The sequence below is a fragment of the Paenibacillus sp. Y916 genome (genome assembly GCF_056786435.1).
This window is the reverse complement of sequence record NZ_JBXCJA010000006.1, coordinates 162,028-182,711: the sequence shown is the minus strand read 5'-3', so window position 1 is coordinate 182,711 and position 20,684 is coordinate 162,028. Positions and strand designations below refer to the sequence as shown.

The following is a 20,684-nucleotide window of genomic DNA, read 5'->3' as shown; positions in this document are numbered from 1 at the left end:
GTTGTAGACGAATTTTCTACATCATAGATCGATTTCTGCATATTAAATTTGTTTTGATAGTTTGACATGTTGTTAGTCCTCCTTGGTGATATCTTTAGATATGATACGAACCAATGTGTATTTCCCGTTCTTTAAACCCTCTGTATCAACTTCTATTAGAGATCCCCCCATAGAAATTACAGTTGTTGAGTGTTTTTTCATATGCTCTAACTCCTTCTCTTGTGGCTCAATAAACGCCAATGATTATAAGCACGATCCCAAGAACAAATAACCCTAGGATTGGTACCAAAGAAGTGATATCACTAATTGTCCAAATCCCTATCTGCTTCCAGTAATTTATTTTCACATCGCGTCGAATGCTCTTAAGTGAACGTCTGTGATCCTTTTTTATTTCTTTAACAAATAGATCGTTTTCTAGAGAGTCTTCTATTCCTTTGTATATGCTCTCGTATTCACCAAGACTGCCAAACGGAATTTTCCTCTTCAATACTGTTGCACTATTACTTTTATTCATACTATGCACCTCCGAGTCGATTTAAATTATCACTTAATGTGATAAAAGTTTAATTAGGTTAAGCCATCTATGGTTGAAAAATATAAAAAAACACCAATCGTTAGGAGTCTGGGCAATTGCCGAATATCACTCCACCGAATGGTGTTGAATAAGGATTTAAATATATATAAACCCTGTAGTTTATAGAGTATTTTCATACTTTATACACCACAGGGCGGATTATGAACATAGATATACCAAATAAGGGGAAATTAGTTAGAATGACCTGTGTGCCTCATGGCTCAGGTTAGAAATAATCGCAAGGTTTAATATAAGAATATAATACCATTCTACGTAGAAAACAACAAGTGAAAATGAATTAAAACAATGATAATTGACCTGATTTTTCGCCCGGCATTTGGTATGCGAACAAGATAGTCTTACCATCGGATAACTCTTTTTCAATTTCCGGTTGTTCTTTTTCATTAGCTTGCAATACCGGATCGATTATTTTGTCAGTGACAGTAGGATTCACTACTTCCAATGCTTTTTCCTCGATTGCTCCGTTTTCTATTGTGGATTCTTCTACGTATTCAGACGCTTCCACACCTAATAGGTTTAGCGATATATCTATTGTATCTTCCACTTGTTCCAACTCATCAGTTGATATATCTATTGATTCTTCTTCCTCTGAAATCTCCTCTTCCATTAATTCAAAACCCGATAAATCGATCGATTCCTCATCTTCCACAGAATTATCTTCTTCCTCTAATTCAAAACCTGATAAATCAATCGAATCCTCATCCTCCGTGACATCAGTCACAGATGAATCCAGATCTTTATCATCTAAATCAGGATCCACTTGATCAATATCAGTAGTATTTATAATTAATATTGGATCTGGTAAATCCATAGTAAGCTCAGTAATCAACTTTTCTAAACGCCCATCATTATCCAATCTCTGCCTATAATCTTCATTAGACTCATCAGGTAGCCTTCGGAGAAAAAGGGAATCGTCTAAAACAAGACATCCTTCTCGTCCTTCTACTTCCTCTGGTCTGAAAAATAAACCGAGACGATCAAAATTCCCATGGCGATTACGAATGTTTTCCTCTATTAAATTTGAATTATCTGAAATGATTTGTTTCAAATCATCACAAAATGGTTCCATCATATCGGCAAATTTAATGACTGCACCACTAATTTCTGTAGCAGTAATAAGCCGTTCCGATGTATCTAGGCTTTTCCAATTAACTAACATCCAGCCTGTCTCTTCACCCAAATTTACCTCTTGGGCTGTAAACGGATGTTCTACTTTTTCACAATAATCTTTAATCCATCCAGGCATTTTGCCATTAAAATGAACACGAACAAGTCTTTCATGTTCAATTGGATGAAGTTGTAACTTTATCGGTTTCTTCTCTAAATAATGTTTCGTTCCAACAGATCTACCTTTTTTCTTTTCAGTCCACTCAATGATAACTAAACCTGTATGCGAATTATATATTGGATACATTTATTATTCCCCTCCAATTTTAAGATACAGCAACACCTGATTGTATTTTATTTCGACCCGTTCCACTCTTGAGCATGTCATTAGCGAACTGTTCCATGTCCAAAGCAGATGTAGATGATTTAGAATCCCCATCGAATTCATTTGATAACGCAGTCATATCCAAGCCTTCACGATCTATGGCAAGGTTTACACCACTAACTTTAGATAATAAATGTCCATGCATATTTACATCAATCGTGTTGACGCCTAGTAACCAATAAATATCTACCACATCTAGCTGACCTAATCGTACAGCTCGACTGTAACATTGTTCGACTTTTTTCCCGTTAAACACTAAATCAACAAGAAAAACTGCTTTAGCTTGGGTTAAAGTATAACTTTCGGCTCCTGTAAGATGGCTCATTACTAAAATAGACAGAGGATCATGTGGGTCCTGAAATCTCTCCATTATCTTCCAGCGGTATTTCATATCAACACCGCCATGGATATATTCAGCCGAACGCCCAGGAATAATGTCGTTCAGAAGATGTTTAAGTTGCTCAATCGTTTCCTTATGACTTGAAAATAATAATACCTTCTGTCCTTTACGCAGATAATCTCGAATCTTATTTTGAATAAACTGAAGCTTAGCAGTAGTTCTACCCTGAATTGGATCATATTTAGGGAAAATCCACGGGCAACTTGCCGCTTTCCGAAGTCTATCCATCCATGTACATATCTCTATCGTATTAATTCGATAGACTTCACCGCGCAAATCCGCTAGTCTCTTCTTTTCATGTTCTTCCTCATACCAAGATTTAAAGTCGTCAACCATATCATCATATAGTTCACGTTCTGCTGGTAGCAGATCAACGTGATATCTGATTTGCCTTGGTTTGGGAACATTGATGTATCTTGCTACATCAGGATCAGTTTTCAATTTACGATACATAACGGTGTCGAGTATTTTCCAGAGTTGTTCATGGTGACCTACTCTGGACTCTAGTGAATCAACATCTAGTACACGTCTTTTAGATCCTCCACCGTAATACAAACGAAAATGTTCTAACCCTACTTTACCGTATCCTTTAAAAGGTGTATGGAACGCATCATTAGCTACAATAGGGTCTTCATATTTAGAAGAAAAACCCGTTAGCCACCCAAGTAACCAATATAGGTCTGATACTTCATTTTCTGCAGGTGTGCCAGTTAAAATAACTCTTGTCTTAGTTTTAATCCGGTTAATGACAGATTTGGCTCTTTGAGTATCGTAATTTTTGATATAATGCCCTTCATCAATTGCACAAGCATCATAGCCCTTATGCATATATGTTGAAAGCGAAGGAATTTTTCTTTCGATTACGGAATAGTTACATTGGAGTTCTTCCTTTATACCGCTCCGATCAATCGTATATGTTGCGTTACAAGAATGTTTTCCTTTTTTCCACTCAGTAGTACAGTTTGGGCAGGAAGTTGGAAGATCCTTATCCGTCCATCGTGCATATACGGTATTTGCACCATCATGAACAATAAGCGGATCAATTTTGTTTTTGCAAACAGTACAATAGCTATTATTGTTAACTATGCTCTTTAGAGGAGTTTGACAGTGAGGGCAGGAAGTGTGTACTTTTTTTCGGAATACCACCCGTTCTGAAGCCCACTTTTCATACGATACTAAATGAAATCTCTTATCCTTTTGAGATTTCATTTGAGATGGGCTATGAAGTATTGCGTAATCCTCAATCCCTAATAAATCGAGTTCTCTGACCCAATCATTCATATTTCTTGACATGGTAATAATCAAAATATGTTTATTAGAAGGATCTGAAGCAAGTCCAATTAACGTAGATAGAGTTTTACCTAGACCCATATCTAATGAATTTAGAATTCGTCTAACGCATACAATGTATGCAGCAAGATCTAATTGATAAGGGAATGGTATCGTACCATTTTTTAATGGTTTGCCGTAGAGTATTTCTACCTGTTCCCTAGCTAATTTGAATTCGACTGTCTCTTTAACCTCATCAAGAGTCATCATAGATTTCTGATATGCTTTACGTTTACCTTTGAGAGTATTATTAGTAGTTCTCACCGATGCAGGTTCAAGGTTAACACCCCAATTGCTAAGATCAGCTAATGGTTGGATTTCCTTTAAATCCTTATCGCTTCGAGTAACTAATTGATGCCAAGATAATTTCTCCATATCAGTCTGTCCTGCAATGTAGCATTCTCTTATATTCATTTCTTCTTCTAATGTATTGGTGTTAATCACTAATCCATGCTTTGTGTAATTTAATAGTGTCATAAAAATCCCCCCACAAGTTATATCCTGTGGGGGTCCTCCTCTCGTATTATGAATTTATACCGTTACCGGCGTTCCGTGACTTTTCAATTCGCTACTTTGTGCAGCGAATGCTTCTCTAGCAAATACAGACATGTTAGGAAGGATGAACATTCTAATATCGTCATTTCCGTCTATTCCCACAGAGATGGATTTATCATATGCATCAACATAAATGGTTAATTCTGTTGCATTATCGGATGTAGACGCCATTAATGCAGTAGTTTCCATATGTTTTGCTCCGATGGTAAATGATATTGATTTCCCCTCAACTGAAGCAGGTAATGCTTGCTCTAGAACATTCGGGATTATGGCCATTACTTTATTATCCGATACCAAGATATTCAGTAATGCACCATCAGAAGTCGTTGAAAGCTTCTTAATCCGTTTACAGAGTTCAATCACCTCGCCACGATCGATGTTAATCCGACTCTCAGAAGAGGTATTAATAATATTATCAAAGTTTGGAAAGGAGCCAACTACAGTGGCGCATACCGCTGTAGTGTATCCTGATTTAAAAATGACATGATTGCCACACAAACCAATTGTGATCTCCGCCTCGTTTGAAATGACATCCGCTACTCCAGAAAGACAACTAGCATCAATACAAAGTGATTTTTCAAACCAGTCCATTTTCTTCGCTCTGATAATTACTCCTTTTTGACCATCAGTTGCTCTAATATATACTTGTCCAGTATCATCTTTCGAAAAATTTATTCCGGTATAAATTGGACGTTCCAACGCTTTTGGCAAATGTGAAGGTATCGTAAAAGGTGGAATATAGCGTACCACATGATGAAGTCGACCTGGTCCCCAAGTTATACTATTCTCAACCGTAGGTACTTCAAGCATTGGAGAAGTTTCAGGTAATATATCTACTTTTAAATTAGATTTTTTCTTTCCCTTATTACTCCAGTCGTAGTGAAGACCAGCATTGCGCTTTTCTACAGTTACATCTAAATCATCAGGCAACGCATCTGTTTTTAAGGATAGTTCCTCGATACTTGTGGCAATTTCTAATTCTCCTTGGATATCCAAAACTTCAATATTCTTCTCAACCGAAATACTAACACCATGATAATAAAATGATACTAAGCCTTTATCCAATGTACGGATATATATTACTTTATTACCTAAGCCCGATTTTTTTGAAGAGCGGACCAAACTAGCTACGAGACTTTTGAGATCATTACTTCTGATTTTAAACATTACGTTTCCTCCTCAGGATAATTGGGTTGTATTAAAAATGCATAGTTACCGTTTCATTCTCGCTTCTGAGCAATACAAAAAGCCCCCGCAGTAGACATTAGCTAAATAAAATAGCTTTTTGTCACCACAGGGGCGAATTTCAATATATTTACCCATCAAAAGGAATTCAGTGAAGCATGATAGAATCCCTCTTTCAGCGCATGCTCAGAGGTACGATAACTAAAGAAAAATATATATACTTATATTGTAATGAATAAGTGATACAATTTCAAGGGATATCTTTTTATTTAACTTACTCCTTACTTATCACATCTATTTTAGATCCTTTAAATACTTTTCAAGCTCAATCTTAACAAAATCCGGTAATCGATCATGAGATTCGGGTAATAAGAGAAGTGTCTCAAGACAAGTCTTTAATCCATGAACTTTGATCTTATTTCCAAAGTACAATTCCAAATCATTTACATCTGCATAAAACTTAACAGTTTCAGGAACGACTTGTGGAATAATACCATTTTCAATTAGATACGATTTTACTAGTTCAGGACTACGACTTTCGTACAACAGGGTCCATATTACCTGATCCCAACAATCCGAGTTAGCACAAATATCCTTAGCCTTGTTTTCATCCATATGAGTATATCCAGTTCCGATTGAACTATCAATCGCAAATGCAACTAACAACTCACATTCATTTAGATGAGTATATTTCTTCGCTTCCTCCGGAATTTGATTCGGGTGAAAACCAAGTTTTAAAATACCACGTTTCGCTTCAAATAAGTTCTTTCCAACTACATAATGTTTCCAAAAAATCTTTTCCCAATCATAACTGGATTCAGATATTTTAGGAGTGGCTGCATCCATAAATTGATCAACGAATTCTCTCGCTAGTTGTAGAGTTCGCACCCCTTTTCTTGAAACAACAAAAGTGACATTGTTCCAAAATACGTTCTTGCCGGATTCAGGACTAATCACTGGATGCCAATAGTAAGGAATACTGATTCCACTTTCTCGCTTCGCTTTATCTAAGTATTCGCATATTTCAGACTCACTACCACCAAAATCAACTGTTATATAGTAAACAAAGTTAACCGTATCCCATGTAACATTAGAGGTTCGATTGAGTATTTCAAGTACATTCAGATCAATCTTACTTCGATCCAAATCCGATCTCTCTTCCAACTGGTAATATAGAGGGTCTACAATCAAATTGGGTATGGAACCATCTCTATCGTTAACTTGATACTCTTTGTTCAGTACCAAGGATCCATAATATGAAATTGGTTCCGGCTTTAAATCTTCTGGATCTCCATCCCAACCCATCTCATTGGACCAAACCATCTTGATGTACTCAAGGTCAATATTATTTACAAGTTCTAACCCAGCCAACTGTTGATAATATAGAACATTCTTCAATAGATATATTCTCGCTTCAAGCGTAAAGCTGGCAAGTGCTAGATCAGGTATAGCTGGCACCCCTCCTATACACAGTGACTCGAATGGAAGTTCTGCTTTTACTTCACCACTTTCTAACGCCATCAGTTGATCAAGATCCAATTGTGATGCTGACTTCAATTTACCCGTTTGAGGATCAAGAGCATCTAAATTCTTCAATCTACTTTTACGTATTGGTTCACGATAGTTAGCATCATAAATCATATCTTTCATGATAGTACGTAAGATCATGATGGGATCAGCCCATGCTTCACCACGGTCTTGAAAGTATTTCAGCATTTTGTCATCTTTCACGTACATACACAATATGCAACCGTTTCTTGAAGTTCCACACGATTGCTTAGCCTCACCAACCTGCATAGGGCACTCACCGGTATCGCTGTAAAGCGAGTAAAGTTCTAAAAACCTAGTTCCCCAAGGAAATTTATTGTATTGCATTAAGGTGTCCCAGAGCTCGTCACTTGAAATATCCTTGATAGGATGACTTTCAAATCGACCTTTCATCACATCGCGTGTCTTTGAACCATCTTTTCCATTCTTCACTTTATATTTAGGGAAGATGAAGGCGTCATTTCCGTGTTTTTTTATGGAAGCTGCCCGCTTAATAGATTCTTCCACCCTTACTCCACTGAATATAACAACTTCACCACTATCTTCTAAAATCTCCTTTATAAAAAATTCCGTTGGAGAAATTTTAAAAGCATCCGTACACCAACGAAATGGGGAAATTGCAGATGGCATCGCGAGTCCGTGAGCAATCACTTTTGATGCAAAACGGTTCTTTTGTTCAGGTGTTACCACATGCGCATGTAAGCAATCCAATCCTTGTTCAATCGCACTCTTCTTCATTTTTTCAATTGAATCATGAACATATGCCTTCAATCGTGGATTCTCTAACCCTGTATCTGAGGTAATCATATATACTTTTCTCGTTCTTAATTCAGGGGCTATCTCTGTAAGTGCAGTCCACATACAAAGGCACAGCAATGTTGAATCCTTTCCAAACGATGTAGCAATTACAAAGGGCCGTGTGTTGGTTTGGTCAAGGTAAGCTTCTATCATTTGATCAATGACGCCTCTTATAGCATCTGATGTTGGTTTTAGCAAAGGTTTGGTGATCAACCTATTTAAATCAGGGAGGTCAACCTTTGTCTCCCATTCATGAAATAAAGATAATTGTGTCATATAGATACCTCCGAACGTGCAATCAGACGGTAATTGGTACCTGTAGGTTGATATACAGCGGCGATCTTTAAACGAAACGAATCCTGAACTTCGAATATTGCACTTGAAGTTGTCTCTACTAGCAATCCCATTTTGCATAAAAACGGGTCTTCTTCAAGCAATATGACTGGTGTCTTAGTATTCTTATATTCCATTTGATTCGCTTCCAATGCATCTTCAATTTCCATGCCGTAATTAGGATCAAAGTAAAGAACTAATAGGTAATTCATATAAATCCTCCTATAGAATGAGATAAAAATAGATCCTGCAATATCTACAGAATCTCGCCATACAAAATGATGTGATTGATTACAACTTCCGTGTATCCACTTAATAGATAACATTTCTAGAAAATAGACTTCCAACATTAAAAAAATCGTTAACTTTCTCTACTAGGCTCAGTATCTGATAAGATCATCTTCATTTTCATTTCTCCTTTGTTAAATTTTTGGGTTGTAAAACGCAAAAAAATGCGTCTATCAGAATAGCTAATATACCGGGTGAAAACCAGTCTTTAGTCGATTCTGATGGACGCACTTTTATAAAAAAATGGCTTGTCAGCTTTAGATCTTAATAGGCACAGTAACCCCTTTTAAGAATTATTCGCTAAAAAGCGTTTGGTAAAATAATTAGAATGCCCCATGATCCCAGGATAGGGGAAGAAAAGAAACTAAACTACTATAATATAACCATATTGTATCACGTTACATATGGCTTGAAAAGAAAAAGGACCAGAGATCTAGTCTCCGGTACCAGTTAAATAACATTCTCCTCATAAGAGAATAGTTCTAAATTCACCAGCTAAATTTTCGTTGAAAAAGTTTACTCCATCAATAAAAAAGTCGAGCTGACTTCTAAATTCTCTTTGTTTATCTTGGTCTTTAATTTCAATTGACCATCCTAAAAATTTTAAATATTCATCAAATTTTAATCTTATTTCATCATCAGTTAATACAAGTTCTCTTTCATAGTCTATAACTGGCTGGTTTGTTTCATCGTTTTTAACGCCAAATGCTTTGCGGATAATTGATATCTGGTACATAACACGCCTACTTTGTTCCCGACTATATAAAAACTGTGTGTCTAGTTCAATCACTTTTTCCATAAGTTTTTTATTTCTCATTGTTATGCATCTCCTTGTAAATTAAAAATATGCTTACTGTTTAGGATCCAAATCAGATTAAGGTTTACTTCTATTAATTGTTCAAAACCGCAACTTACGGTATCTTAGGTTGGATATCACAGGTATCATGATAAACCGATATAAATCAGGAAGTTCTACTTTTATCTCACACTCTTAAAATAAAGTTAAGATTCATCTACATTTCTCCTTATCAATATGATTTTGGGTTGTAAAACGCAAAAAAAATGCGTCTATCAGAAAAGCTAATATACTGGAGGAAAAACCAGTCTTTAGTCAATTCTGATGGACGCACTTTTATAAAAAAAATGGCTTGTCAGCTTTAAATCTTAATAGGCACAGTAACCCCTTTTAAGAATTATTCGCTAAAAAGCGTTTGGTAAAATAATTAGAATGCCCCATGATCCCAGGATAGGGGAAGAAAAGAAACAAACAAATATAATATGATCATAGTGTAGCACTTTCTCCATAACTTGAAAAGAAATAGGACCGAAAATCAAATTCCGGTCCTTTTCTTTTTAATTTATCCCATGATTAACTCCATTTGCCCACTACCAGAGATAGCCACGGGGATCTCTTTATCTCTAAATTTCTTTGGAGAGTTTTTGAAAATGTTTTTATAATACAGTGTCGCGATTTCATTTGCAAAGGCCCGAAAGACTCTCCCACAAGCAGACTGTCCGATTTGCTCGTAAATACGATGCAACGGTGTGTGCTCAGAAAATTGAAAGCTATCTGGTATGCTGAAGATTTTACGTAATTCATTAACCGTTAAAAATCTCCATTGCTGTTTATCCGGATGTAAAACATAAGAATTACTCGCGCTATGGCTACGATATCGTTTTGGAATACATTGTAATAATGTGGCGTTCTCATCAAGAAACGTAAGCTCAGTAGAACGATTAGCCCATGCATTATTTTTCTCAGCTTTTGATGAAAAAGATTCAACCCACTTATCTAGTGGTTTCCATTCATGTACCGTACCTTTTGGATCAAGATATTCTCTAAGTTTCTTTCTGCGAACTGTTTGAGGAGGCTTCGGAACCCTAAATGATATCATCTCTTCTTGAGTACGAAATGCAACCGCATAAGATCGATCCCTTTTCGCAATGGAACCAAAATCATAACTTTCAAGTTTTATCGGACCAACCCAATATGGAAATTCCGATAATAAGATATCTTGAATATCTGTAAAAGCTCTAGTTTTATAAAAAGCTGGTACATTTTCAAAGAAGACAATCCTTGGTTCTGCAGCATGTATGATTTTACTAGCACTAAGAGAAATATTAAGAAACACACCTTGTTCAGATGATCCCAAATTCGAGAATTCATTACAGGGCATCGTTACCAGAGCAACGTCAACTTTTGCAACGGTATTACAATCCCTAATATCTCCGTTAAAGAGAAACGAATTGGGATAATTTAATTTGAGATTCTCTGCTGAGTCGTCCTCTAATTCAATTTCTTGTACTGGGGTAAAGTACTGAGTATCTAAAAAGTAACTAGTCCCAACACCTGCACCTGCTGCAATACTTAAAAGACGAATTCGTTCGTCGCTAGGAGTTTCAAAAGTCTCCGTATTAGAAAGATTAAACCTAAGAGGTCTAATTACTACGCGAGAGTACCCATCCATTGTATAAACACACATCTCTACCTTTTCTTGAACTGAAATAATAGATGCGTAGGAATCTCTAGCTGAGTCAACAAGTGGGCGATCTAAGCCGCTCGCCATATTTTTTCGTGAAGACACATGAATTTTATGTTGTTCAATGTCATTTTCGAATTCACGGTTTTGAATCATTATTTCTTTTTCACTGCTATTTACACTTACAAATAGCTCTTCTCCTGGTTTAAATTTTGCAGATTCGCATACAAGATGCTGAAGCCATATACGTGGCGTTTCTCTCTTCTTACTGATTTGATATACTTTTTGAAGAATCAAATTTTTCAATTTATTTTTAATTTCCATAGTATTAACATCCGAATTCTTTATATCAGATGTTCTACCTCCCTTTTAATGGTTTTATTATTAGTACAGACACTAGTCTTGTTTCAAAAAAATAAATTAGGCAGAAAGCTAAATTGCTCTCCGCCTGAAAATCAATCACTTTTGCATGTGTCGATTAGGGTTATCTAAACTCAAAGTCAATTACGATCTTCAATGAATTACAATATTTTCGGGTTAACTAATCTGCATTGAATCAATTCAAACTATTGAACTTCTTCAGTAACTCCGTTTTGCATCATGGTGTAACCGAAAAAGCGATAATTATCTACTTCTTCATCAGTACAACCATTCTGTTTTAAAAACTCTACGGCCTTACCTTTATTATCAAAGATTTTGATTTCTCCAGTTTCAAGTAACAGATATTCATAACCATTTAATGTGATACCGTTCACGTTTCTCGCAACTACGCAACGTTCAGCCAATTTTAAAAGTTCATAGCCAAATTCAGCACTTCCTCGATGCATATGCATATCTATGGCATCAAGATCTTCCGCTAAAGATTCTGTATCATCATAAAGAAGATATACTTCTTGTTCTGCTAAAAATCTATTTTTCGCTTCTACAAATCCGATTTTTTTCATACCTTCCCACTCATAAGTCATTTAACATTCCACCTTAATCTCAAGTTTTTTTTGTCATAGTTCTTGATTTCATCATCATTAGAAGTAATGTTAGGTGTCGCAATTAGTCTTTAATAACAAAACAATTAAATGGACTCAATAGATTTTAAAACCTTAACTTTCATGGGTACCATGACTTCCTGTTCTATTACCTCGTATTGCTTACAGTATGAAATGAACACATCCCGAACTTTGTCACAAAGTGCATCAAAACTCATAACGAGTTGAACCCGTTTACGAATAGATTCTAAATCCCACTCTTCAAAGTCCTCATTCATATCAATATCTCTATAGGGATAAGTAGTAACCGTCTGAAGAGGATATCCATAATTCACTCGAGCGTTCGCAGCACATGTCCCACATTTATTAGTGGAAGTATACTCACCTTTTCCATTCAACATATCCCTTTTCTCAGAATAAATGATTTCTAATGCCTCATCTCTACTGAAACCGAGTTCTTTTATCGTTTCTAGATAATCCTCGAAAATCGTTGAATCAGTCCTCTTGTGATTAACATTGGCAACCAGCCTTAAACGTTCCTCTAGTGTAGGATTCTCCACCGGGGCTAACTTATAATTTGGTTGACCACAATCTGTACAATAGGATTTGTAAGAATTATTACTAACCGTTTTTTCACCGTTATACATAACAATGTAACCACTACTTCTACCATTAAACTTTGCTTGGTATCTATAATTGTTATTCTGCGACCAATCATCTAGCATTGCATTCATGTGGCGATTAACCGTTTCGTCATCGCAAAGATCATATGCGCGTGAATCTAATTCTTTAGGAAGAGATAAACTATGCACTTTGACGTTCTGTGCATAACTGGTACTTCTGTTCCATGAATTTCCTGTGTCGTACCGGAAGTGATTGATCAAAAAATCGATCATCGCTTTCCGGCTCCTCATATCAACTTTCTTGCTGAAAAACTCAGACATTTGATTTCCTCCTAGAATTAATTTAATTGGGTTGTATAGGCAAAAAAAATAACGCCTAACCACAGATCACCAATCTTTTTAGTGCGAAATACACACGATTAAAATTGGCACGCTATGGTTAAACGTCATTAAGAGGATCATACGCTTGTGAATCTATGCGCAGGTGAATAATTTTAGAATACGTCCATGGTCGCTTGACAGGACGAAGGAAAGATAAAAAAATAAGATATACCTTTATAATACCACTAAATACATTAAAAGAACATAAAAAAGGACTCCCCTTTTCGGGAATCCTATTTAAATAAATGACTCTATTCTAATAGCAGCTAAAATAAACTTAGTTGTCCATTGTTATTCACAAACTCGTACTTATATAATCTATTTTCAAGCTGTTTTCGCATCACAAAGGCTGCGAGTTCAACTCCTATAGATTTAATTACATTACCATCAACACTCTGACCGAGTAATCTGGTCTTAACAGCATCACTAGTATTTTCCGCAAATTCGAACCATTTTGGTATAGAGAGGAAATCGCCTATTTCCGAAGGTGTAAACAGTCTCCATAAATCAGGAGTCGTTGGATGTCTTAAATAACTACTTGTCACCTGTACCTTGCGATAATTTGAAACGAACGCAGAAACTTTAGTACTATCTAATGTCACTAACGTATGATTGGATTCAGCTTTAAAGTTGTTATTCCCTGTCTTGTTTAGCAGGCCTTCCATAACCCCTCCTGCTATGCTTTTCCAATCTCCATTCTCTATATCACTTTTCCCAACAACCTGTTTTACAGTAGTTCTGCGATGCTCAGGTATACGCGGTGGTGTCGGCCAAGAAAAATCATCTAGAGCCTCTGTGCTGAACAAACAGTAACCTCTTCGTCTAGATGCTACACTCCCAAATTCGTATCCATTAAGCATAGCTGGTTCAGCAACATGTTTATATTTAATTTTTAAAAGATTCTTTAATTGCTCAAAAGCCCTTGATTTGAAATAAGATACAACTTGTTCAATTAGTACGTAAGTTGCTCCTGAAGCATAAACAACTCTAGCATAATGAGGACTGAGTGCGTTTGCGATATCTTCTTTTCTTTTTCCTAACAAACTATGTTCTGTACATTCAGGTGTTAAGAAAACTAGCTGGCAGTCAGGAATTAAGTCCGAATGTATATTTTTTAGATCGGTCCATAAAGATAAACTATTTGGGTAATTGTGCCGATATACATCAATGGCTTCGCCAGAAATATCTAAATTCCCAACAGAAGAATAAAACCCTGTATCAGAAAGGCAAGCCATTCCTACGCCCGCTCCACCAGGAACCGATAATGTTCTGATTTGTTTATGTTCTGACCCCATCAACATTGGATCACGGATATAGGACAGATCAAAACTACGAGATCGACGTATGACTAACATCCCCTCAGAAACAAGAATATCTATTTGCTCCCTCGCCTTGATTACTGTGTTGATTTCTTTCATGCAGCGATCCAACAAAGGCCTCGCTTTCTTCCAACCAGCCCTCATACGTTTAGAGACAATATGACTTTTATCATCAGTTTTAGTAATTACCAAGGCTTCTCTTATTATTGATATACATATTCCATCTCCAATCTCGAAATTTCCTGCTTCGAGAACCGTCGATTCTATAAATAATCTCGTGTTTCCTAGTTTTTCACTGGTCCTAATATTACGTACCATCTTTATTTTTTGAGTTTCATTTGTATATGCACTCATACATAAATCTCTCCCATTAGTAAATTAATTAAAAAGAGGAACGTCGTAACGTTCCTTTAGACCATCATGTGAGACCGCAATCTATTATGTTGTTTTGACACATATCGTATCTGATTATTCCGCCATGAAGCCTGAAGGCTTCCAGTTTCCTCAATTTCTAAGATTTCATTTTCAATGACTTTGATCAAAGTATCTAATATATCCGTATCATTCAGAGTTCGAAGAACCATTTGAGTTTCTTGATCAAATATTAGTTTTGGATAAGTGCCCATCAGTTGATGATTATCCAAAACTTCTTCCATATCATCCAACCTATCCGAATGTTCTAATATTGCAAAATCCGTTGGAAGGCTAACCTTGGAAAAACAAACGTATCTCTTACTCGAACAGCGAAGAGCATATTCCGTGAACCATCCTGCGTATCGATTGATTTTATCTAACATATAAGTTCTCCCTTGAATTTCTTTCAACGTACTTATCATTTGACCATCTATTTGTTTTATCCAGAAATATGCGCCGCGAAGATCTAGCCTCCTCAACTACCGCTATCAATTCCAATGATACTTTTACCAACATAGGATTTTGACAATATATAATTTTCCCTTCTAACTGGTCGTAAATTAATCTCGGATTTACAGCTTGGGATTGAGGCGAAAGATCATGATAGAATGTTGTGACTTCTTCTAAACTGTCTGAATCCGTCATAACAACAAATTCCATCCGTAGATATCTTTTCGTAAAACATACAAATCGCTTATCAGATAATCTCGCAGCTTTCTCTATTAAGATCCATAATTCTCTAATTTTATTCATCATTTCAATACTCATAGTATTTACCTCCGTAATGTTAATTAAAATAATAAGAGTCCAAAACCAGACATCTTAAATACTTCCGTCTTATGTTACAAGGTCGTCTTAATCTTCCTCACAACTTTTTGAGAAAAACAAAAAACCTAATCAACAATGATCTTAAATACATGTCGAACCGACATAATTGATCACTCATAATTAAGCGTTTAATAAACGGATATTGGATACGTTATTATTTATGAAAGTTAAGTGGACTCTGCCCCAATCGTCGAATTACATTAATAATTTCTGATGGACCCGATAATGTAAAACCTTTTTCTATATCGGACACACCACGATCGACAGCATCTGCTTTAGTTAATATATCTGAACATTTTGATCCTAATACATGGAACAATACTCTTTCAGATCCTAATAAGTCATTAACATAAACTATAGTAGACATATTTTTATTACTCCTTTATATTTATCTTCTCTTACCACAATCTCAGAAAACTGCGTATTAAACGTTAAATAAAGTGCACAAAGAGTCGTTGCCGGATCACTCACGGTCAGACAGATTTCCCGATATGCCGAGCATTTCATTATGAATGGAGTCTAACTCTTTACTTACCTCAATAACCTGCGGATGATTCAAACCTAGTTCCATGCCTAGATCGATCATTTGGCATTGAACATCTTCAAACTTCTTCACTAAAACGTCGTTATTAGAACAACATAAATACTTGTGTGTCTCTCCGGTGTTTATTGGTCTCATAATGAAAACCTCCCTAAATAAATTGGTTTTTTAGAACGAAAAAAAATACGCCGTCCTTTCCAGAGACCAATCCGTATAAACGGAATTACCTGTTTAAATAAACAGATTAGTCACTCGAAATGAGAGCGTATATCTAATACTAAGAAAGTCCTCTTGTGCCCAGGCTAGAGGATGTTAACAGAGTTGAATTAATAATATATGAGTATTGTACCATTAAATAGGATGAAATAGAATACTAATCTTTGGCTTTTATCTATTGAAAATAAGAGACCCTACTCTTAGAATAAATTAAGTAGTAGCCTCTTGTATTCATATTTCTTAACCTCTTTCGTTACAAATTCGGTTTTCTCCAGAAGCAGACCTCATTTGAATATTTTTAAATTCCGGATATATTTCTGTAAGCCCAGAAGAAAAATCACTTAAAAAAGACAGCTCCAATGGAAGAAAACCACTTAAAATATTTCCGACAACAAAGAAAAATTCGGTAGAGAAAACCTCTACATCTTGATCGGTATTAAAGTAACTAGTATAAAAATATTGTATACACTTTTGCCTCTCTTCATCAGATAACATAACCTTAATAACAGTCATACCATCTAGCCGAGTTGCTTCTACTTGCAAATTTTCATTATTCATTTTAATTAAACCTCCCTAGTATTTTTACTTGTTATTACACTAATGAACCATAGAAATATTATAAATTTCTATTAAGTGTCTAGCTAATACGTCCTCCTTTGATAATTATTTTTTTGTAGGCGAAAAAAACACCTTACCAAGTCTCAATGTTAATTAGCACACGTATTGTGTGAAATAATATTGATCCCTCGTAAGGTGTTTTTTATATAAATAGAATACTCTCCTAAGCGCATGCTAGAGAGGAAATTAAGGTATTTATAATGAAATAGTATCTATATATTATCATGTGTTATATAAAAAATCTAGGTGAAGATAGCTTTATACTTTGGATTCTATTAGAAAAATTCCTGAAATTCACGAAAGCTGTAATCATTCAAGTTCCCTCAATTATTGATTTATAATATTTAAACGCATTAAGATCTACCTCTTATATATTAATACTCCTTCTTCACAAAAAAACTATCCCTCCCTTATAGAGTGTTTTGTCTCATCTGTAGCACAACCTCTTAAAAAAATAATTATAAAGTAAAAATAATATGGTGAAAATAGCCAATCATTTTAAGCACTAAGACCTATACTATGGTAGAATGAGAACATATGTATCTATTTAGAAAGGGTGTTTTAATGGTTGCTTCTAGAGATAAACTATTACTAGACGTATTTGAAACAGAACTCCCAAGCTACTATAAAACCACCGAGATTCGTACTAGCCAAGTCCAGATGGCCGTAGATGTTGCAGAGTTTCTTCATCCTGGTCAAAAAAATAAGAGGATACTAGTAATAGAGGCTCCGGTTGGGACGGGAAAATCATTAGGTGCTTTGGTTCCTGCGTTAATAGAATGTTCGATGGATCGTGTCTTCTCTCATAAAAGAGTTGTCTATGCTACAGCTACAATTAATTTGCAGGGACAGTTAATGAACTCAGAAGTTCCTCTTTTAAAAAAAATAAAACTTCTAGACATAGCACTATTAGCAAAAGGAAAGTCCCACTACTACTGTCATTCAGAGATGAAAAAGTCGAAAGCTATAGATAATCCTTTGGCTGATAATTTGAACAGTTTCTACAATAATGGATTTACTGGTCAACGGGATGAATACGAAGAAATGTATGGGGAGATCGCAAATACAAAATGGGAGCGAGTTAAACTAAGAGTCTCAAAGAAGGAATGTGAAAGATGTTATTATTCAAAATCTTGCCCAACATTCCAACATCGGAATCGATTTTTGCTGGAGGAGAATGAATTACTGATCACCAATCATGAACAATTGATCCGTTCCGCTTTAAATCGGCTCGAAGATCCTCCCTTTCCTCCCATCGTAACCATTAATCCAGGTATTCTTATAATTGACGAAGCACATCACTTTTTGGAGAATTTTTTATCTCAATTAGAAGACATGATCACTGTTCAAAAACTGCTTCATGTTGGAAAGAACAAACGATTCCCACAAAAACTAAAGAAAAAATATTTACAAACTTTAAGCTTACTGGAAAAAGACTTGGCGGTTGAGGCGAACAAATGCGAATCTTTGCAAGGTCGATACCCACTCCCTGATTTCGTCCCTAGCATTTTAGAGGATATCGAAGATCTCCTCACTGATGCCTTAGAACAAATGATTATTCAAAGTCAAAAAAATGGTTCATTACGCTTGGAACGAGAAGATGATTTTTCTAATGAGATAGAATCACTCATTACGTCCATTAAAAACTTACTCGATAAAAAAAGACACGTCGCATGGGTTTCATATGAAAATCTCACGTTGGCAAATATCCCAGTCAACTTTCCTTCGCGCTTTCGAGAGCTGATTGACTTTTTGAGCAGCAAAAACAAAATTATTGTTATGTCCGGTACATTGACTACCAATGGAGAATTCACGAGTTTTCTTAACCAATGGAGACTATTAAAAGATCAAGTTGAGTTGAAAGTTATTTCGGAGGCATTCCAATATGACAAGCAGTCCCTTATTTATGTTCCAGAAAATGTTCTCGATCCGCGACAACAAGATGAAGATTGGATTCATAATCAACTGAAGTATTACAATGAAATGATACACCTGACGGAAGGTAGGACATTGCTCCTATCAACATCCAAACAACATATGCAGAACGTTGCAGCTCCATTAAAAGACATCTGTGACAACCTAGAAGTTTCATTTCTTCGTCAGGAGGAAGGAGGGGTCGAAAAACTAACTAAGATATTCAAAAATGACGAAACCAGTGTACTTCTTGGCAGTGGTAGCTTTTTTTCAGGATTTTCCGTACCTGGAACATCACTTGTTTCCGTCATTTTTTCTCGTCTTCCCTTCCCTGTACACGATGACCCTTACTTAAAACTAATCGGAGAAGGTTTAGAGGATGTTTTTATGGAAGAAGTTACTCTCCCTCATATGATGGTCAAATTAAATCAGGGTGTTGGCCGACTTATTCGTGATATTAGTGATTATGGGATCATAACCATTTTAGATCCACGAGTTTTCACTACTGGATATGGACAGTTGATTAGGAGCGACTTTGAACTAAAAGGTTATCAATTCACTCGTTCGTTTGATGTCGTTCAACGATTTTATGAAGAAAAACTCCTATATGGATCCCAAGCTTCATATGTTCCATATTCCAAGGACCAAGTATTGATCCCAGATTCATTAAAGCAATTGGGAGCCGGGATTAAAGAAAAAGTAATTAAAATAAAAGCAGAAGTTAAAAAGAAAGATAAAATAACAGAAGAACAACGCTCATTTGCTGAAAAAATTTGTAAGGAACGTGGAGTTGACCTATCCATTAAACCAAAGAATGGAGAAGACTTATACAAGTATTTGATAAATCTTTATTTTATAACATATAGTGATATTTCTCCTGTTCGGAATCACTATCCTTTTATAAACGAAGCTCAATTTCAAGCCGTTGAATTTCATTTGGGTGAAGGTCTACAAACATACCAATCTAAAAAATGTACGCATGCAGCATTTGGTTGTTCGGGAGTTTGTTCAGATAAGACTCGAGGAGAACTAGAAAATAAAATCAGCCAAAGTGGAGGAAATCTTGCATCATATATTGAATGTCAGGGGTTTTGTTGGTTAAGAATTACACCATACAACAAAAATGATGAAATAATGGAAGTATGTTCAGCTATTTCTGAAGCTGCAGCGGATAACGAATAAATACTGTTGTAATCCTTACCACTCATAAATATTAAAACATACCTACAAGGGGGCCTTAGACCAATATCATGGATCTCATTTTTGTTTCGCTGTTCACTTCTATATCAATCCTTTTAGTTCAACGCTATATTTACATTCCTTTTATCGCTGGCGTAACTATTGCCCATTTCATAAGACCTCATACACCTTCAGAAATACTTGTTAAAGATATATTAAGAGATACTGGTATTAAAGTTAGAGTCGCAGAGTACCCTCATGTAACATCGTACAACCCTGCATATCGACTACTGAAAGTTAGCCCTGATCAAATTCATCAGGTCTATAGAAAATATACTTTAACTAGACCGAATCATGGTTGTAGTTTTGAACAAATCTTCAAGTTTGTTGTTGTTCATGAAGTTGGACATATTCTTTCTTTTCGTAACAATAAGAAAGACGATCAAAGAGACCGAAGACTCTCCCTAAAATATAAAAAAAAAGCAGTATACTGCCTTATAAAGGATGATCTAGATAAGTATAATCTGTACATGTCCATGTATATTAAGCATCTCTACTTACTTGAGAAGCGTGCTTGGGATCAAGGGTTAAACATCATTAGTCTCTCTGAACAGGACAACTATACAAATTTTATGACTGATACTCTTTCCCTGGCCATATAGGGA

General features: G+C 35.7%; 19 protein-coding genes. 2 read left to right on the top strand and 17 right to left on the bottom strand.

Annotated elements, in window-relative coordinates; genetic code table 11:
- Nucleotides 1–72: 72 nt before the first annotated feature.
- From AC1TO9_RS15060 to AC1TO9_RS14980, 17 genes are all read right to left on the bottom strand, one after another.
- A complete protein-coding gene (locus AC1TO9_RS15060; protein WP_482059681.1) occupies nucleotides 73–201 on the bottom strand; it encodes a hypothetical protein in 129 nt (42 codons plus the stop codon).
- A gap of 25 nt (nucleotides 202–226) precedes the next feature.
- Nucleotides 227–514 carry a hypothetical protein gene (locus AC1TO9_RS15055; protein ID WP_482059680.1) on the bottom strand — a complete coding sequence of 96 codons (288 nt, stop codon included), beginning with the start codon at nucleotides 512–514 and terminating at the stop codon, nucleotides 227–229.
- A 358-nt stretch (nucleotides 515–872) separates the two neighbouring features.
- Entirely contained in the window at nucleotides 873–2,009 is a 1,137-nt protein-coding gene (locus tag AC1TO9_RS15050; protein WP_482059679.1) for a hypothetical protein, read from the bottom strand.
- A gap of 19 nt (nucleotides 2,010–2,028) precedes the next feature.
- Nucleotides 2,029–4,293 carry an SNF2-related protein gene (locus AC1TO9_RS15045; RefSeq protein ID WP_482059678.1) on the bottom strand — a complete coding sequence of 755 codons (2,265 nt, stop codon included), beginning with the start codon at nucleotides 4,291–4,293 and terminating at the stop codon, nucleotides 2,029–2,031.
- Nucleotides 4,294–4,347: 54 nt separating this feature from the next.
- Nucleotides 4,348–5,538, bottom strand: coding sequence for a hypothetical protein (locus AC1TO9_RS15040; protein ID WP_482059677.1), 1,191 nt, complete (start codon nucleotides 5,536–5,538; stop codon nucleotides 4,348–4,350).
- 312 nt (nucleotides 5,539–5,850) lie between these two features.
- Complete coding sequence (locus tag AC1TO9_RS15035; protein WP_482059676.1) at nucleotides 5,851–8,178, bottom strand: adenine nucleotide alpha hydrolase family protein; 2,328 nt, start codon at nucleotides 8,176–8,178, stop codon at nucleotides 5,851–5,853.
- Nucleotides 8,175–8,447, bottom strand: a complete 273-nt coding sequence (locus tag AC1TO9_RS15030) for a hypothetical protein (RefSeq protein ID WP_482059675.1) — start codon at nucleotides 8,445–8,447, stop codon at nucleotides 8,175–8,177. Before AC1TO9_RS15030 ends, AC1TO9_RS15035 begins: the two co-directional genes overlap by 4 nt.
- A 542-nt stretch (nucleotides 8,448–8,989) precedes the next feature.
- Complete coding sequence (locus tag AC1TO9_RS15025) at nucleotides 8,990–9,340, bottom strand: hypothetical protein (protein WP_482059674.1); 351 nt, start codon at nucleotides 9,338–9,340, stop codon at nucleotides 8,990–8,992.
- Between the two features lie 541 nt (nucleotides 9,341–9,881).
- Nucleotides 9,882–11,327: a DNA cytosine methyltransferase gene (locus tag AC1TO9_RS15020; RefSeq protein WP_482059673.1), complete on the bottom strand. Its 1,446-nt coding sequence runs from the start codon at nucleotides 11,325–11,327 to the stop codon at nucleotides 9,882–9,884.
- A gap of 242 nt (nucleotides 11,328–11,569) precedes the next feature.
- Complete coding sequence (locus tag AC1TO9_RS15015) at nucleotides 11,570–11,968, bottom strand: hypothetical protein (RefSeq protein WP_482059672.1); 399 nt, start codon at nucleotides 11,966–11,968, stop codon at nucleotides 11,570–11,572.
- Nucleotides 11,969–12,072: 104 nt separating this feature from the next.
- Nucleotides 12,073–12,930, bottom strand: coding sequence for a hypothetical protein (locus AC1TO9_RS15010; RefSeq protein ID WP_482059671.1), 858 nt, complete (start codon nucleotides 12,928–12,930; stop codon nucleotides 12,073–12,075).
- Nucleotides 12,931–13,256: 326 nt separating this feature from the next.
- Nucleotides 13,257–14,663 carry a DNA cytosine methyltransferase gene (locus AC1TO9_RS15005; RefSeq protein ID WP_482059670.1) on the bottom strand — a complete coding sequence of 469 codons (1,407 nt, stop codon included), beginning with the start codon at nucleotides 14,661–14,663 and terminating at the stop codon, nucleotides 13,257–13,259.
- A 56-nt stretch (nucleotides 14,664–14,719) separates the two neighbouring features.
- Nucleotides 14,720–15,106 carry a hypothetical protein gene (locus tag AC1TO9_RS15000; RefSeq protein WP_482059669.1) on the bottom strand — a complete coding sequence of 129 codons (387 nt, stop codon included), beginning with the start codon at nucleotides 15,104–15,106 and terminating at the stop codon, nucleotides 14,720–14,722.
- Nucleotides 15,096–15,491, bottom strand: a complete 396-nt coding sequence (locus AC1TO9_RS14995; protein ID WP_482059668.1) for a hypothetical protein — start codon at nucleotides 15,489–15,491, stop codon at nucleotides 15,096–15,098. The genes AC1TO9_RS15000 and AC1TO9_RS14995 overlap by 11 nt, the downstream gene beginning before the upstream one ends.
- 214 nt (nucleotides 15,492–15,705) lie before the next feature.
- Complete coding sequence (locus AC1TO9_RS14990; RefSeq protein ID WP_482059667.1) at nucleotides 15,706–15,918, bottom strand: hypothetical protein; 213 nt, start codon at nucleotides 15,916–15,918, stop codon at nucleotides 15,706–15,708.
- Between the two features lie 96 nt (nucleotides 15,919–16,014).
- A complete protein-coding gene (locus AC1TO9_RS14985) occupies nucleotides 16,015–16,230 on the bottom strand; it encodes an aspartyl-phosphate phosphatase Spo0E family protein (RefSeq protein ID WP_482059666.1) in 216 nt (71 codons plus the stop codon).
- Nucleotides 16,231–16,548: 318 nt separating this feature from the next.
- The gene (locus tag AC1TO9_RS14980) at nucleotides 16,549–16,866 is read right to left on the bottom strand and encodes a hypothetical protein (RefSeq protein ID WP_482059665.1); all 318 of its coding nucleotides are present in this window, start codon (nucleotides 16,864–16,866) and stop codon (nucleotides 16,549–16,551) included.
- 624 nt (nucleotides 16,867–17,490) lie between these two features.
- Between AC1TO9_RS14980 and AC1TO9_RS14975 the strand changes: the two genes are divergently transcribed.
- The gene (locus tag AC1TO9_RS14975; protein ID WP_482059664.1) at nucleotides 17,491–20,022 is read left to right on the top strand and encodes an ATP-dependent DNA helicase; all 2,532 of its coding nucleotides are present in this window, start codon (nucleotides 17,491–17,493) and stop codon (nucleotides 20,020–20,022) included.
- Between the two features lie 68 nt (nucleotides 20,023–20,090).
- The gene (locus AC1TO9_RS14970) at nucleotides 20,091–20,681 is read left to right on the top strand and encodes a hypothetical protein (RefSeq protein ID WP_482059663.1); all 591 of its coding nucleotides are present in this window, start codon (nucleotides 20,091–20,093) and stop codon (nucleotides 20,679–20,681) included.
- The last annotated feature ends 3 nt before the right edge of the window (nucleotides 20,682–20,684 follow it).